Origin of the sequence: Microbacterium aerolatum, from assembly GCF_007988825.1 — a bacterium.
GTDB lineage: Bacteria > Actinomycetota > Actinomycetes > Actinomycetales > Microbacteriaceae > Microbacterium > Microbacterium aerolatum.
Map to the genome: position 1 here is coordinate 77,943 of NZ_BJUW01000004.1, position 14,721 is coordinate 92,663.

At 66.6% G+C, this 14,721-nt stretch carries 14 protein-coding genes; 7 read left to right on the forward strand and 7 right to left on the reverse strand.

Going from position 1 to position 14,721, the window contains the following annotated elements:
- The first annotated feature begins 45 nt into the window (after positions 1 to 45).
- Genes tatA through lnt form a run of 4 tightly spaced genes read left to right on the forward strand, consistent with a single transcriptional unit; the run spans position 46 to position 5,149 of the window.
- On the forward strand, positions 46 to 303 hold the full coding sequence (gene tatA / locus MAE01_RS05805; RefSeq protein ID WP_147038622.1) for a twin-arginine translocase TatA/TatE family subunit: 258 nt from the start codon (positions 46 to 48) through the stop codon (positions 301 to 303).
- Between the two features lie 54 nt (positions 304 to 357).
- Positions 358 to 1,128: a twin-arginine translocase subunit TatC gene (tatC, locus tag MAE01_RS05810; protein WP_147038807.1), complete on the forward strand. Its 771-nt coding sequence runs from the start codon at positions 358 to 360 to the stop codon at positions 1,126 to 1,128.
- Positions 1,125 to 3,599 carry a DEAD/DEAH box helicase gene (locus MAE01_RS05815; protein WP_147038623.1) on the forward strand — a complete coding sequence of 825 codons (2,475 nt, stop codon included), beginning with the start codon at positions 1,125 to 1,127 and terminating at the stop codon, positions 3,597 to 3,599. The genes tatC and MAE01_RS05815 overlap by 4 nt, the downstream gene beginning before the upstream one ends.
- An 11-nt stretch (positions 3,600 to 3,610) precedes the next feature.
- Positions 3,611 to 5,149, forward strand: coding sequence for an apolipoprotein N-acyltransferase (gene lnt, locus MAE01_RS05820; RefSeq protein WP_147038624.1), 1,539 nt, complete (start codon positions 3,611 to 3,613; stop codon positions 5,147 to 5,149).
- Here the strand turns inward: lnt and MAE01_RS05825 are convergent.
- From MAE01_RS05825 to MAE01_RS05840, 4 genes are all read right to left on the reverse strand, one after another.
- Positions 5,146 to 5,529, reverse strand: a complete 384-nt coding sequence (locus MAE01_RS05825) for an RNA polymerase-binding protein RbpA (protein ID WP_147038625.1) — start codon at positions 5,527 to 5,529, stop codon at positions 5,146 to 5,148. The two genes, lnt and MAE01_RS05825, sit on opposite strands and share 4 nt — an antisense overlap.
- A gap of 113 nt (positions 5,530 to 5,642) precedes the next feature.
- Positions 5,643 to 6,413, reverse strand: coding sequence for a glycerophosphodiester phosphodiesterase family protein (locus tag MAE01_RS05830; protein WP_147038626.1), 771 nt, complete (start codon positions 6,411 to 6,413; stop codon positions 5,643 to 5,645).
- Positions 6,410 to 7,336, reverse strand: coding sequence for an SPFH domain-containing protein (locus MAE01_RS05835; protein WP_147038627.1), 927 nt, complete (start codon positions 7,334 to 7,336; stop codon positions 6,410 to 6,412). Before MAE01_RS05835 ends, MAE01_RS05830 begins: the two co-directional genes overlap by 4 nt.
- Before the next feature lie 25 nt (positions 7,337 to 7,361).
- Positions 7,362 to 7,835 (reverse strand): NfeD family protein, encoded by a 474-nt coding sequence (locus tag MAE01_RS05840; RefSeq protein ID WP_147038628.1) that lies wholly within the window; start codon positions 7,833 to 7,835, stop codon positions 7,362 to 7,364.
- 125 nt (positions 7,836 to 7,960) lie between these two features.
- Between MAE01_RS05840 and MAE01_RS05845 the strand changes: the two genes are divergently transcribed.
- Entirely contained in the window at positions 7,961 to 8,725 is a 765-nt protein-coding gene (locus tag MAE01_RS05845; RefSeq protein ID WP_147038629.1) for an SDR family oxidoreductase, read from the forward strand.
- 53 nt (positions 8,726 to 8,778) lie between these two features.
- On the opposite strand, the gene MAE01_RS05850 is transcribed toward MAE01_RS05845, so the two are convergent.
- On the reverse strand, positions 8,779 to 9,384 hold the full coding sequence (locus MAE01_RS05850; protein ID WP_147038630.1) for an HdeD family acid-resistance protein: 606 nt from the start codon (positions 9,382 to 9,384) through the stop codon (positions 8,779 to 8,781).
- 98 nt (positions 9,385 to 9,482) lie between these two features.
- Between MAE01_RS05850 and MAE01_RS05855 the strand changes: the two genes are divergently transcribed.
- Positions 9,483 to 11,840, forward strand: a complete 2,358-nt coding sequence (locus MAE01_RS05855; RefSeq protein ID WP_147038631.1) for an ATP-binding cassette domain-containing protein — start codon at positions 9,483 to 9,485, stop codon at positions 11,838 to 11,840.
- A 99-nt stretch (positions 11,841 to 11,939) separates the two neighbouring features.
- Here MAE01_RS05855 and MAE01_RS05860 read toward each other — a convergent pair whose 3' ends face one another.
- A complete protein-coding gene (locus MAE01_RS05860; protein WP_147038632.1) occupies positions 11,940 to 13,814 on the reverse strand; it encodes a heavy metal translocating P-type ATPase in 1,875 nt (624 codons plus the stop codon).
- A 124-nt stretch (positions 13,815 to 13,938) separates the two neighbouring features.
- On the reverse strand, positions 13,939 to 14,037 hold the full coding sequence (locus MAE01_RS16265) for a universal stress protein (RefSeq protein WP_229718193.1): 99 nt from the start codon (positions 14,035 to 14,037) through the stop codon (positions 13,939 to 13,941).
- Between the two features lie 113 nt (positions 14,038 to 14,150).
- Between MAE01_RS16265 and MAE01_RS05870 the strand changes: the two genes are divergently transcribed.
- Positions 14,151 to 14,687, forward strand: coding sequence for an AAA family ATPase (locus MAE01_RS05870; RefSeq protein ID WP_147038633.1), 537 nt, complete (start codon positions 14,151 to 14,153; stop codon positions 14,685 to 14,687).
- Positions 14,688 to 14,721: the final 34 nt, after the last annotated feature.

Below are 14,721 nucleotides of genomic sequence, written 5' to 3' on the forward strand. Positions count from 1 at the left end.
TCGCGGTAAGCTGGACCTTGGCCGCCCCGTACTGAGGAGCATTCGATGGGTAATCTTTTCGCAGGTCCACATCTGTGGATCATCCTGATCATCATCCTGCTGCTCTTCGGCGCCGCGAAGCTGCCGGCGCTCGCGAAGAGCATGGGCCAGTCCGCGCGTCTGTTCAAGGGTGAGATGAAGGCCATGAAGAACGACGACGCACAGACCCCTGCGGCCGGCGACTCGGATGCCACCGTGACGACCACCGCTCAGGAGCCGATCGATCGCCCCGCCGATCGGGACACGCCACCGCGTAGTTCGTAACCGGTGACCGAGCTCGACACGCCGGCATCGTCGAAGGGCCGTCGCGACCGACGCATGTCGCTCGGCGCACATCTCAAGGAAGCGCGGCGCCGCCTGATCATCGCCGTGATCGGCCTGGCGGTCGGCATGGTCGTCGCGTTCTTCGTCACCGATCCGATCATCTGGTACATCACCGAACCGATCCGGATCCTGGATGCCGAGCGGGGCACTGAGACGCCCTTCGCGCAGTTCGTGTTCTCCGGGGTCTCCTCCGCGTTCGATCTGCGGCTGCGCATCTCGTTCGCCATCGGCCTGCTCATCTCGGCGCCGGTCTGGCTGTGGCAGATCTGGGCATTCATCATGCCCGGCCTCACACGCAAGGAGGTCCGCTACACGATCTCCTTCGTCGCAGCGGCCATCCCGCTCTTCTTCGGGGGCGCGTACGTCGCGGTGCTCGTTGCTCCGCACGTGATCGAGATCATGTCGAACTTCGTGCCGGAGGGCGGCGTGAACTACTTCAACGCCAAGGAGTACTACGACTTCATCTTCAAGTTCATCATCGTGATCGGCGTCGCGTTCGTGCTGCCGGTGTTCATGGTGGCGCTGAACTTCGCAGGGCTCCTCACTGGGCGTGCGATGCTCGGCGGCTGGCGCTGGGCGGTGCTCATCGCCGCGCTGTTCGCCGCGATTGCGACGCCGGCGGCCGACATCTTCTCGATGCTGTTGCTCGCCGGAATACTGGTAGTGCTGTACCTCGCCGCGAGCCTGCTCTCGCTCGTCCTCGATCGGCGCCGGCGCAAACGCATGGGCCCCGACGGACTTCCCCTCTCGGACGCCGGCGCATGAGTTCGCCCGCTGAGCGCTACGCGGCGGCCCGCGACAGCGCGGCGCACCCCGAGACCGCAGCCTTCGCTGCCAGGCAGAGGTTCGACCTCGACCCGTTCCAGGTCGAGGGATGCCACGCCCTGGAGCGTGGCCGCAGCGTCCTGGTCGCCGCCCCGACCGGGGCCGGCAAGACGATCGTGGGAGAGTTCGCGATCCATCTGGCCATGCAGACGCCTAACGACAAGGCCTTCTACACGACGCCGATGAAGGCGCTGTCGAACCAGAAGTTCCGTGAGCTCGTGGACGTTTACGGAGCCGAGAACGTCGGCCTGCTCACCGGCGACACGAACATCAATGGCAACGCCCGGATCGTCGTGATGACGACCGAGGTGCTGCGGAACATGATCTACGCGGACTCCGCCGCACTCGGTTCCCTCCGCTATGTCGTGATGGACGAGGTGCACTACCTGGCGGACCGCTTCCGCGGTGCCGTGTGGGAAGAAGTGATCATCCACCTTCCCTCTTCCGTGCGTCTGGTCTCGCTCAGCGCCACCGTCTCGAACGCCGAGGAGTTCGGCGACTGGCTCGACACGGTACGAGGCGACACCGAGGTGATCGTCTCCGAGATCCGCCCCGTGCCGCTGGAACAGCACGTGCTGGTGCGCGACGACCTATTGCCGCTGTTCGATGATCGCGCCGGCGTCGCCACGGCGACGGTCAACCAGGAGCTCATGCGGATCCGTTCGTTCACCGGCTCCCGCTACGACAGCAACAAGAGGGCGCAGTCGTACATCAGCGGCAAGCACGCGGGCCGGCAGAGCCCACGGCCACCGCGCGGAGGCCGGCGCCCGGTGCGCGCTGCGAACGCGCAGCGCATCGAGCGGATGGATCGGCCGGACGTCATCCAGCTGCTGGAGCGCACCAACCTGCTGCCGGCGATTTTCTTCATCTTCAGCCGCGTCGGCTGCGACGCCGCCGTCCAGCAGGTCCGACGCTCCGGCATCCGGCTGACCACGCAGGAGGAGCGGCGCGAGATCCGCGAGTACGTGGAGGAGAGCACCCGCACGCTGCAGGACGAGGACCTTGGCGTCCTCGGCTACTTCGAGTGGGTGGACAACCTCGAACGCGGGGTCGCCTCGCACCATGCCGGCCTTCTGCCGGCGTTCAAGGAGGTCGTCGAGGAGCTGTTCCGGCGCAAGCTCGTCAAGGTCGTCTTCGCGACCGAGACCCTCGCTCTCGGCATCAACATGCCGGCCCGCACGGTCGTGCTCGAGAAGATGGAGAAGTTCAACGGCGAGGCACGCGTCGCGATCACGTCGGGGGAGTACACCCAGCTGACGGGGCGCGCGGGCCGCCGCGGCATCGATGTCGAGGGGCACGCCGTCGTGCAGTGGACCGAGGGCATGGACCCGCAGGCGGTGGCCGCACTCGCCTCCCGGCGCACCTATCCGCTCAATTCCAGCTTCCGCCCCACGTACAACATGGCCGTGAACCTGATCGACATGTTCGGCAGGCCCAGGGCACGTCAGGTCCTCGAGTCGTCGTTCGCGCAATTCCAGGCCGACCGCGCGGTGGTGGGGCTGGCCCGTCAGGTCCGTGAGGCCGAGGAGTCGCTGGGCGGCTACCTCAAGGCGATGCAGTGCGATCACGGGGACTTTCTGGACTACGCCGGCATCCGGCGTGAGCTGAGCGATCTCGAGAAGAAGAACAAGCAGGATTCCCACGGGCCGCGCGCCGTGCGCGACAAGCGTCTGAAGAAGATCCAGAGTCTTCGCACCCGCATGCAGCGACACGGGTGCCACGGCTGCCCCGATCGCGAGGCGCACGCCCGCTGGGCCGAGCGGTACTGGAAGCTCAAGCGGCAGACCGACCGCACGCGGCGACAGATCGAGAACCGCACCGGCACGGTCGCGCGTGTGTTCGACCGCGTCGTCGAGGTGCTCGCGACCCTGGATTACGTCACGGGCACCGGCGACGACACGACGCTCACCGAGGCCGGTCGCACGATGCGGCGGATCTACGGCGAACGCGACCTGCTGGTGGCGGAGTCGCTCCGGCAGGGGCTGTGGAAGGGACTGGATGCGCCGTCGCTCGCGGCGATGGCGTGCTGCCTGGTGTACGAGCCACGTCGCGACGAGGCGAACTCGGGGGAGCGGGGCCTGCCCCGCGGGGCCTTCCGCGCGGCCTATGAGAAGACGACCGCGCTGTGGTCCGACCTCGACGACCTCGAGCAGGCGCACAACCTGCCCGGCTCCGAGCCGCTCGCTGCGGGACTGGCCGGTGCCATGCACGCCTGGGCGCGTGGTTCGCTGCTGGACCGCGTCCTCGTCGACGCCGACATGGCGGCGGGGGACTTCGTCCGCTGGGCCAAGCAGACCATCGACCTGCTCGATCAGCTCTCCATCGTCGCGGAGGACCTGACCCTCGCCCGCACCGCCCGTCAGGCGCTCGACGGCGTGCGGCGCGGCATCGTCGCCTACTCGACGATGTGAGAGTGAGACGGATGCCATCGCCCTCTGCCGACCCCGCGGGCAGCACGCGCCCGCTGCTGCCGCTCTGGCTCGCCGTGCCCGTCGCCGCCGTCGCGGGGGTGCTGACGGACCTCGCGTATCCGGCTGTGAGCGCCTGGATCCTCGCGTTCCCGGCGGTCGCACTGCTGCTGGTCGCGCTGATCGGCCGCCGGGCGGGATCGGCGCTGCTGGTCGGCTTCATCTACGGCGCTGTGTTCTTCTTCCTGCTCGTGTCGTGGACCTCGCGCTACCTCGGCGTCATCCCGTGGTCGGCGCTGGCGCTGCTCGAGGCCGCGCTCACAGCCGTCGCGGTGATCCTCATCACGCTCGCCTACCGCTGGCTGCCCCGCGCGTTCCCCGGCACCGCTGGACGTCTGGTGCTGCTGCCCGCCGTGGTCGGCGCGCTGTGGGTGGGCAGGGAACTCCTGCTCGGCTCCTGGCCGTACACGGGCTTCCCATGGGCCCGGCTCGGCATGACGCAGTCGGAGAGCCCGCTGGCGACGCTGTCGTCGTGGGTCGGCGTCAGCGGTCTGAGTTTCCTGATGGTGTTCGCGGTCGCGATGCTCATCGAGAGTGTGCGGTTGCGGCTGTGGCGGCGACCGGTACGGCTGATCGTGCCGGCGGCCGTCGTCCTCGTGCTCTTCATCACACCGGCGTTCCCCACGACGGATGCCGGAAGCATGCGGATCGGCGCGGTGCAGGGGAACGGCCCCACGGGGTACTTCGACGACCGTGAGCCCTACGCCGTCGTGCGGGCGCAGTCCGAGGGCACTGAGCCGCTGGTCGGCGAGGAGATGGATCTGCTCGTCTGGCCGGAGGGCGGCCTGGATGGCGACCCGTTCCAGAACGATTCGCTCGCGCGGCGGCTGACGTACCTGACCAACCGCGTGGACGCACCGCTGCTCGCGAATGCCGCGACCGCGCGCGGTGACCGGTTCTTCAACACGTCGATGCTCTGGATGCAGGACGGAACCGCCGAGCAGACGCACGACAAGCGCTTCCCCGTGCCGTTCGGCGAGTACGTCCCCGACCGCGACTTCTACTTCGCGATCGTCCCGGATCTGATCGGGCTCATCGGACGCGAGTACACGCACGGGACGAATGCGCCCCTGGTGGACGTCGACGGGGTGAAGGTGGGCTTGGCCATCTGCTTCGACGTGATCTACGACGAGGTCATCTCAGAGGGCGTGCACGGCGGCGCGCAGGTCCTCGTCTTCCAGACGAACAACGCCGACTTCCGCGGCACCGACGAGAACCTTCAGCAGCTGGCGTTCGCACGTATGCGTGCGATCGAGACCGGACGCAGCGTGGTCAACATCTCCACCGTCGGCGCCAGCCAGATGATCGCGCCGGACGGCCGGACGTTCGCGGCGCTGAACGCAGATGAGGCCGGAGCGATGCTCGAGGATGTCGAACTTCGCTCCGGCCTCACCGCGGGTGTGGTCCTTGGGCCCTGGCTGCAGCAGGTGCTGCTGTGGGGCGGGTTGGGCGCGCTCCTGGTCGGGTGGTGGCGCGCCCGTCGTCGGCGTTAGGCGCCGATCTTCTCGCGCGTCGGGTCCTCACCGGCCCCACGACGTGCGCGGATGAACGCGAGGCGCTCTTCGAGGAGCTCCTCGAGCTCGGCGCGGGTACGACGCTCCATGAGCATGTCCCAGTGCGTGCGTGCGGCCTTCTCGTCGGTCGCGTCGGGCGTGATGGTCTGGCCATCCACGCTCAGCACAGCCTCGGCACCGCACGAACGGCACTCCCAGGTCTGCGGCGGTTCTGCGTCTGCGGCGAACATCAGCGCCGTGGTGTTGCCGCATGTGTCGCACTTGTAAGTCGTCTCGCGACGCTCCATGAAAACGACGCCCTCTTCGCTCTGTAGGCTCTGGGCGCCGAGTCGGATGCCGCGGAGGCTGCGATCTGCCATTTTGTGGTCCTCTCGTCGACCTCAGGTATACCGGTCGCGCCTGTGCGCAGGCTCAATGCCCCAGTGTTCGCGGCGGGATTCACAGCCGAATCCCAGCCCGGTCGGTTATGGGGTCAGAACAGGGCGCTCATGGCGACATCGGCGCGGTCTGTGACGACGCCGTCGACACCCGCTGCGACGAGTCGTTGCATCTCGTGCGGGTCGTTCACGGTCCACACGTGCACCTCGACATCATGCCGGCGGGCGGCACGCATGAGGGCGGGCGTGAGGACGCGCATCGGGCCGTACTGCTCGGGGATCTGGAGGGCGTCGAGATCCTTGAACAGTCGCTCCGGTGCGACGCGCAGGGCCGTCAGCAGCCGCACCCGGATCATGGCGGCCTGGCCGGCCGACGTAGCCGGACGGATGTCGGCGCCGGCATCCATCACAGCATCGACCGTGCGGCGGCGACGTGCGTCGGAGAAGCTCGTCAGCAGCACCCGATGCGCGTGCGGGGCGATGATCCGGCCCAGGGGAGCGGCCGCCGCATCCGCCTTCACATCGATGTTGAAGCGCGTGTCCGGGAAGTGCTCGAGCATCTCTCCGACGGTCAGAAGGCCGCCGTGCGGCGCGAGCATCGTGGCCAGCTCTCTCGTGCGCACCTCATCGACCCGCCGGGCGTCGCCGAACAGCCGCGAAAGCGTCTCGTCGTGGAACAGCACGACATCGCCGTCGGCGGTGACCTGGCAGTCGGTCTCGACATACTCGGCGCCGACCGCGTGGGCAGCGGCGAATGCGCCGGCGGTGTTCTCCCACACCGACGGATCCTCGCCGACTGCTGCGGTCAAGCCGCGGTGGGCGAGAACCCGAGGATGCCGTGCCTTCTCGAAGTACGGGTGGGTCACTCGGGCGTGCTCGTGGGGGACTGGGCGCCCGCTCGCGGGGTGAACGCACTGCCGATGCCCTTGAGCGCCTCGGTCAGCTCGCTCGGGATGATCCACAGCTTGCTCGACTCGCTGTCGGCGATCTTCGGCAGCATCTGCAGGTACTGGTAGGCGAGGAGCTTGTCGTCCGGCGCGCCCTGGTGGATCGACGCGAACACGTTCTGAATGGCCTCGGCCTCACCCTGGGCGCGGAGCACCGCAGCCTGCTTGTCACCCTCAGCGCGCAGGATCTCAGCCTGCCGCGCGCCCTCGGCCTCGAGGATCGCAGACTGCTTGGTGCCCTCGGCCGTCAGGATCGCGGCACGACGGTCACGCTCAGCGCGCATCTGCTTCTCCATCGAGTCCTGGATGGACAGCGGCGGGTCGATGGCCTTCAGCTCCACACGACCGACGCGGATTCCCCATTTGCCTGTCGCCTCGTCCAGGACGACGCGCAACTGGCCGTTGATGTTGTCTCGGCTGGTGAGGGCCTCCTCGAGGTTCAGCCCACCGACGACGTTGCGGAGCGTGGTCGTCGTCAGCTGCTCGACGGCGCCGAGATAGTTGGCGATCTCATAGGTCGCGGCACGGGCGTCGGTGACCTGGAAGTAGACGACGGTGTCGATCGACACGACGAGGTTGTCCTCGGTGATCACCGGCTGCGGGGGGAACGAGACGACCTGCTCGCGCATGTCGATGAGCGGGCGCAGCCGATCGATGAAGGGCACCAGGATGTTCAGACCCGGCGTGAGGGTCTTGTGATAACGGCCGAGGCGCTCCACAACGCCGGCGGTCGCCTGCGGAATGATGCGGATCGAGCGCGCTACGGTCACCACCACGAAGATGATGACCGCGATCGCGAGGATCCAGCCGATCGCTGTCGGGATGAATGAGGAATCGTCCACTGGATACTCCTGGTCGTTGATGGATTCAGTCGCCCGCGGGGCGCACGATCGCGGTCGCACCGTTGATCGCGGCGATGAGGACGGGGGCACCCTGCGGAATCATGACAGCGGTCTCGGTGCGCGCCGTCCAGGTGTCGCCGTTGCTGACCTTCACCTGTCCCGTCACCTGAGTGACGTCAGCCAGGGCGGTGCCACGAAGCCCGATGAGCGCCTCGACGTTCGACTTGGTGGGATCTTCGCCGCGATGCAGACGCTTGAGCAGCGGTGGCCGGAGCACGAGGATGAACAGCGCCGCTGCGACAGCGGCGATGACCAGCTGCGCCCAGAGTGGAAGTCCGATGAATCCCATCAGGAGGCCGACGGCGCTGCCGAGGGCGAGCATCAGAAAGGTGAAATCGAGGGTGAGCATCTCGATCACGAGGAACACCGCGATCAGTACCAGCCAGCCGATCCACGCCCACTCTGTGACCAGTTCGATGAAGACGGATGCGTCGTTCATGGCGCCCTCCTTTTGTCGTCAACCTACCACGCAGTACAGACGTGTCGAAGGCGTCGTTCCCGCTCGTTGGTAAAGTGAACTCGCCGCGTTCTCTGCGGCGTTTTCCCGCATCGCAAGGAGTCACCGTGACCGACGTTCTGCCCGCAGGTTCCCTCGCAGGAAAGGTCGCGCTGGTCACCGGCTCGTCCCGTGGCATCGGAGCGGACACCGTGCGCTACTTCGCCGAGGCCGGCGCCGACGTGGTCATCAACTTCCGCAACAAGGCTCCCCGTGCGGAGAAGCTCGCCGCGCAGCTGCGCGAGCTGGGCGGGCGCGCGCTCGTCGTCGGCGCCGACCTCACGGATCCCGCTTCCGTCGCCGAGATGTTCGACCAGGTGCGCGCCGAGTTCGGACGGCTGGACGTGCTCGTCCTGAACGCCTCCGGAGGCATGGAGTCCGGAATGGCCGAGGACTACGCGCTGACGCTCAACCGTGATGCGCAGCTGAGCGTCCTGAACACCGCCCTCCCGCTGCTCGGCGAAGGCTCACGCGTCGTGTTCGTGACGAGCCACCAGGCTCACTTCATCCGGACCACCCCGACCATGCCCGAGTACGAGCCGGTCGCGCTGTCGAAGCGCGCCGGTGAAGACGCCCTGCGCGAGCTGATCCCCTCGCTGACCGAGAAGGGCATCGGGTTCACCGTCGTCTCGGGCGACATGATCGAGGGCACCATCACCGCGACGCTGCTCGAGCGTGCCAACCCCGGTGCGATCTCCGCGCGTCGCGAGGATGCCGGGCGTCTGTACAACGTGTCGGAGTTCGCCGCCGAGGTGGCACAGGCCGCCGTCGATCCCGTTCCTACCGACAACACGCGGCTCGTCGGTGACACGACCGGATTCATCGCGGAGTGATCTGACACGACGAATGCCCTGCCGATCGGCAGGGCATTCGTCGATTTCCTTGATCAGACTGCGGGTGCGGTTCCGGCATCCGACAGGGTCGACTCGACCTTCTTCTCATCCCGACCGAGCGTGATGGCACGGACGATCTGGATGATGCCGAGTACGACGAGCGTGATCCCGAGGATCCACCACAGGGCGACTGCGGCGAGAAGCGGCGAGAAGATCACGATCACACCGGCCGCGATACTCAGGATCGCGTAGATGATAGTCCACGCCTTCGAACCGTCCTTGTTGAGGAGGGTCAACGCGACCACGCCGTCCACGATCCAGCTGACGCCGAGGAAGATCGCCGTGACGAGCGCGAGCGTGATGGTCGCGGCTTGGAGGTTGAGGAACGCGACCACGCCGGCGACGATGTACAGCACGCCGAGGACGATGTGGCCCACTCGCGCCCATCCGCCCTTCTTGCCCGAGAAGATGCCGAGCCCGACGTACACCAGGCCGGCGATGACCAGGTACGACGCGATGATGCCCGTGACGATGATGGCCGTCTTCAGTGGCCAGACGAGCAGAACGATTCCCGCGATGAGGGCGACCACGCCAGAGACTGCCAGGGTGATCCGGATGGACGTGAACAGCGATTTCGCTTCGGTGAGCGAGTCAGACATGTCGAACACCTACCTCTCTGTGAAGGTCCTGTGAAGGATGTGCACAGCGTAGCGCGCCACCGGTACTGAATGGGGCAGGTGCGTGGCAGGATCTTCACATGACTGAAGCGCCCTCTGCCGCTGATTCGCACGATCTGATCCGCGTCCGCGGGGCCAGAGAGAACAACCTCAAGGATGTCAGCGTCGACATTCCCAAACGCCGGCTCACGGTGTTCACCGGAGTCTCGGGCTCTGGAAAGAGCTCACTGGTCTTCGACACCGTGGCGGCGGAGTCCCGGCGCATGATCGATGAGACCTACAGCGCGTTCGTGCAGGGATTCATGCCGTCGGTGCCGCGTCCTGACGTCGACGTGCTCGAGGGACTCACCACGGCGATCATCGTCGACCAGGAACGGCTGGGTGCCAACCCGCGATCGACGGTCGGCACCGTGACCGACGCCAACGCGATGCTGCGCATCCTGTTCTCCAAGCTCGGCAAGCCGTACATCGGCGGTCCCACCGCGTTCTCGTTCAACATCCCGACCCAGAAGGCCAGCGGGGTGATGACGGGGCCCGGCGGCGAGAAGAAGATCGTCAAGGACGCGATCTACCTCGGCGGCATGTGCCCGCGCTGCGAGGGCAGGGGAGCGGTGTCGGACCTGGACCTCGCACAGATCGTCGACGAGTCGAAGTCGCTCGACGAGGGCGCGATCATGGTTCCGGGGTACACCGCCGACGGGTGGATGGTGAAGGGGTTCTCGGCGTCGGGGTTCTACCCGGCGGACAAGCCCATCTCGCAATTCACCGAGAAGCAGAGACACCTCTTCCTCTACGGCGAGGTGACGAAGGTCAAAATCAGCGGCATCAACATGACCTATGAGGGCCTGATCCCGAAGATCACGAAGGCGATGCTCTCGAAGGATCTCGATGCGCTGCAGCCGCATATCCGCGCGTTCGTCGAGCGCGTCGCATCGTTCACGACGTGCCCAGAGTGCGACGGCACCCGGCTCACGGAGGGTGCGCGTTCGTCGAAGATCGATGGAATCAGCATCGCGGATGCCTGCCGGATGCAGGTGACCGATCTTGCGGCGTGGGTGAAGGGGCTCGACCTGACCGGTGCTGGGCCGCTGCTCGAGGCGCTCGAGGCCAATCTCGACGCGTTCGTCACGCTGGGTCTCGGGTACCTGAGTCTGGAGCGACCGTCCGGCACGCTGAGCGGGGGAGAGGCGCAACGCATCAAGATGCTGCGCCACCTTGGCTCCTCTCTCACCGACGTCACCTACGTCTTCGACGAGCCCACGATCGGACTGCACCCTCACGACATCCAGCGGATGAACGCGTTGCTGCTGAAACTGCGCGACAAGGGCAACACGGTGCTCGTGGTGGAGCACAAGCCCGAGACGATCGCGATCGCCGATCGTGTCGTCGATCTCGGGCCCGGTGCGGGAAGCGGGGGAGGGGAGATCTGCTTCGAAGGCACGCTCGACGGGCTGCGTGCGAGTGAGACGATCACCGGTCGTCACCTCGACGACCGCGCGTCGTTGAAACCGTCGGTGCGCGAAGGGCAGGGGGTCATCGAGGTGCGCGGGGCCTCGACGAACAACCTTCAGGATGTGGACGTGGACATTCCTCTGGGAGTGCTCACGGTCGTCACCGGGGTTGCCGGTTCCGGGAAGAGCTCGCTCATCCACGGCTCGGTGTCGAAGCGCGACGGCGTCGTCGCGATCGATCAGGGGGCGATCAAGGGCTCGCGCCGCAGCAATCCGGCGACGTACACCGGGATGCTGGAGCCGATCCGGAAGGCGTTCGCGAAGGCGAACGGCGTCAAGCCCGCGCTCTTCAGCGCGAATTCGGAGGGCGCCTGCCCGTCGTGCAAGGGCTCCGGCGTCATCATCACCGAGCTCGGATTCATGGACACGATCGAGACACCGTGCGAGGACTGCGGCGGCAAGCGATTCCAGGCTGCAGTGCTGGAGTACAAGCTCGGCAACAAAGACATCACCCAGGTGCTGGATCTGCCGGTGTCGGAGGCGCGGGAGTTCTTCTCGCAGCCGGATTCGAAGATCCCGGCCGCCGTGGCGATCCTGCAGCGCCTCGACGACGTCGGCCTGGGATATCTGTCGCTCGGGCAGCCGCTTTCGACGCTGTCCGGCGGTGAGCGCCAGCGCGTCAAGCTCGCGATCCAGATGGGCGACAAGGGCGACATCTACGTGCTCGATGAACCGACCTCGGGGCTCCATCTCGCGGATGTGGACAAGATCCTCGGGCTCCTGGACCGTCTCGTGGATGCCGGCAAGACCGTCGTCGTCATCGAGCACCACCAGGCGGTCATGGCGCACGGCGACTGGATAATCGACGTCGGACCGGGAGCCGGTCACGATGGCGGGCGTGTGGTGTTCGAGGGCACGCCGGCCGATCTCGTCGCGGCGAAGTCGACGCTGACGGGGGAGCACTTGGCGGAGTACGTCGGCGCCTGACACTTCTACTTGGCGCCCATTGTGGTTGCGATCGGCTGCGCCACAAACAGGGGAGTAGCCCGGTGCCTCGCGTCATCGCATGCGAGAAAAGTCAGATCGTCAGCGTTCAGGGGACGGAGGGGCGGGGAGCACTGTCGACGGTGCGCTCAGTGCGCGGAGCGCGTAGAGGATGGTCGCGAGGTCGACGAGCTCCTGGACGAGCGCTCCGACGACCGCAGGGATCACGCCGGTCATCGCGACGATCATGAGCCCGATGCTCAGGCCGATCCCGATCCAGATCGCGGTGAGAGCGACTCGCAGCGTGTGCCGACCGATCGACACTGCGTCGACGAGCTTCGCCAGTGAGTCGACGAGGATCACGACATCGGCGGCCTGGCCGGCGGCGGTTGCCCCCTTCGCGCCCATCGCGACGCCGACGTCGGCGGCGGCGAGCACCGGGGCATCATTGACCCCGTCGCCCACCATCATCACGGGGCGAGGCTGGAGCTCGGCGGCGAGGTGCACCTTCTCGTGGGGGAGCAGTTCTGCGTGGATCTCGGAGATGCCCACCTGATGTGCGACCGATTCCGCCGTCGAGCTGACGTCGCCTGTGAGCATGGCGACGCGATCCACTTCGTGCGTGCGCAGCCAGGAGATGACAGCCGCCGCCTCGGGCCTCGGGTGATCAGCGAGGACAAGCACCCCGGCGAAACGACCGTCGACCGCGACATATGCCGCAGCCTCGCTGACTTCGAGCGTCGCGCGTACGGTGTCGGGGGCGAGCGAGGCCACGTAGGCGGGCTTGCCGACGACGACCTGTCGTCCCTCGATCTCAGCGACGACGCCGTTGGTGGCTTCTTCCCGAGCCTCGTATGCACCGTGGAGCAGCAGTTCTCGGGCAGCCGCGGCGCGGCGGATACTATCGGCGAGCACGTGGGTGGAGTACTGCTCCGCGGAGGCTGCCAGTTGCAGGATCTCATCCGAGTCGAAGCCGTTCGCCGGGCGGACGTCGACGAGCTCCGGGCGGCCCTGAGTGAGTGTGCCTGTCTTGTCGAAGGCCGCGGAGCGGATGCGGGCGATCTGCTCGATGACGGCGCCGCCCTTCATGATCACGCCGGCCTTCGCGGCACGGGAGAGACCGCCGAGGAAGGCGACGGGGGCCGCGATCAACAAGGGGCAGGGCGTCGCGAGCACAAGCACTTCGGCGAACCGTGTGGCGTCACCCGATATCGCCCAGGCCGTCCCTGCCAGGACGAGCGACACCGCGGTGAACGGGATGGCGAAGCGGTCGGCCAGGCGCACGACAGGGGCGTGGGAGTCTTCGGCAGCGTGCACGAGGGCGACGATCTGCTGATACTGGCTGTCGGAGCTCAATCGCACCGCCTGAATTCGCGCCGCGCGGCTGCCGTTGATCGCACCGGAGAGCACCTCGCCCCCGGATTCACGGGTCACGGGCATGCTCTCGCCGGTCAGCGACGATTCATCGAAAGTTCCCGTCTCGGTGAGGAGGAGGCCATCGACCGGCACGATCTCCGACGGACGCACCAGGAGGACGTCCCCGACCGCGACCTCGTCGACGGGAACATCTCGGACTTCATCGGAGTCGGCCGCGTGCGAGGGGAGCAGCACGTGCGCGATGCGAGGGGAGCGATCCAGCAGAGCGGACAGGTCACGCTTCGCGCGGCGGCCGGCGAAGTCCTCGAGCGCCTCGCCGCCGGACAGCATCAGCACGATGATGAGTGAAGCGATGTACTCGCCGACGGCGAGGGTCGCCACCATCGCGACCACGGCCAGGATGTCTAGTCCGACATGGCCGCGGAGCACGTCCCGGACCATCCCGATCAAGGTCCAGACGACGAACACGGAGACGTAGGCGGTGGCGATCCAACGGCCGACGACTGCCGCATCGACGGCGTGGAGGACCAGCACACCGATGAACACGATGACGGTGGCCGTGATCGCCGGATAGCGCCACAGTAGGCGGAAAAACCTCATGCTCCACCCTCGCGCGAATCGATGCCGATTGCCACAACCGAGTGGCTGTTAGCTTCCCGAAACGATGAGGCCTCGGCCGAATTATCGGCGGGGGTCTGCTTCTGGTTTCTTGAGGCGTGCACGATCAGTACGGGCAGTGCGCATGTTCCGCACACGCGGCGCTCACGGATTCCAGGAGCATTCCCACGAACTCGCCGTGGCCGCGGCTGCCAAGGATGATCATGGGGCAGTTCTCGAACACACGATGACTTAATGCCGATAATGCACATTATGTCAGGTCGAAACGGGTCGTACACATAGACCCGCTCTCCCGCTACGGTCTGCGAACATGGGGCGATGGCACTCGTCGGCTCTGAATCCACCCGTCTCGTCATCCTCCGCGGTGATGCCGCCTCTGGGAAGACGACCACGGCGACAGCGCTGAGAACGAAACTCGCTCCGCGGGTCGCCGTGATCAACCAGGACTACGTTCGACGCGAGATGTTGCACGACGCCGATCGTCGTCAACGGTCGCTGGCAGCCAGCATCCTGATCGTCGCCGCCGCGCGCGAGGCTCTCGACCTGGGCTACGACGTCATCCTTGACGGAATCTTCAACTTGCGCGACTACTCCGAGCGTTTCGAAGATCTGCACCGGGACCACCAAGGATTGACTCTTATCTATCAGTTCGACGTCGGCCTCGACGAGACGATCCGACGCCACTCGACGAGACCTCTTGCGAGCGTTTTCGGTGACGAGAAGATTCGTGAGTGGCACGACGGATGGCAACCACTCCCCTGGCTCGATGAGCGGCGAATCGGTCCGGAGACGACGACCGAAGAACTCGTGGCCTGCATCCTGAAAGAACTCAACGAGCGAAGCCAGACGGTTTGAGTGCAATCAGTCCGACCGCCCCCACGTCGGAGTG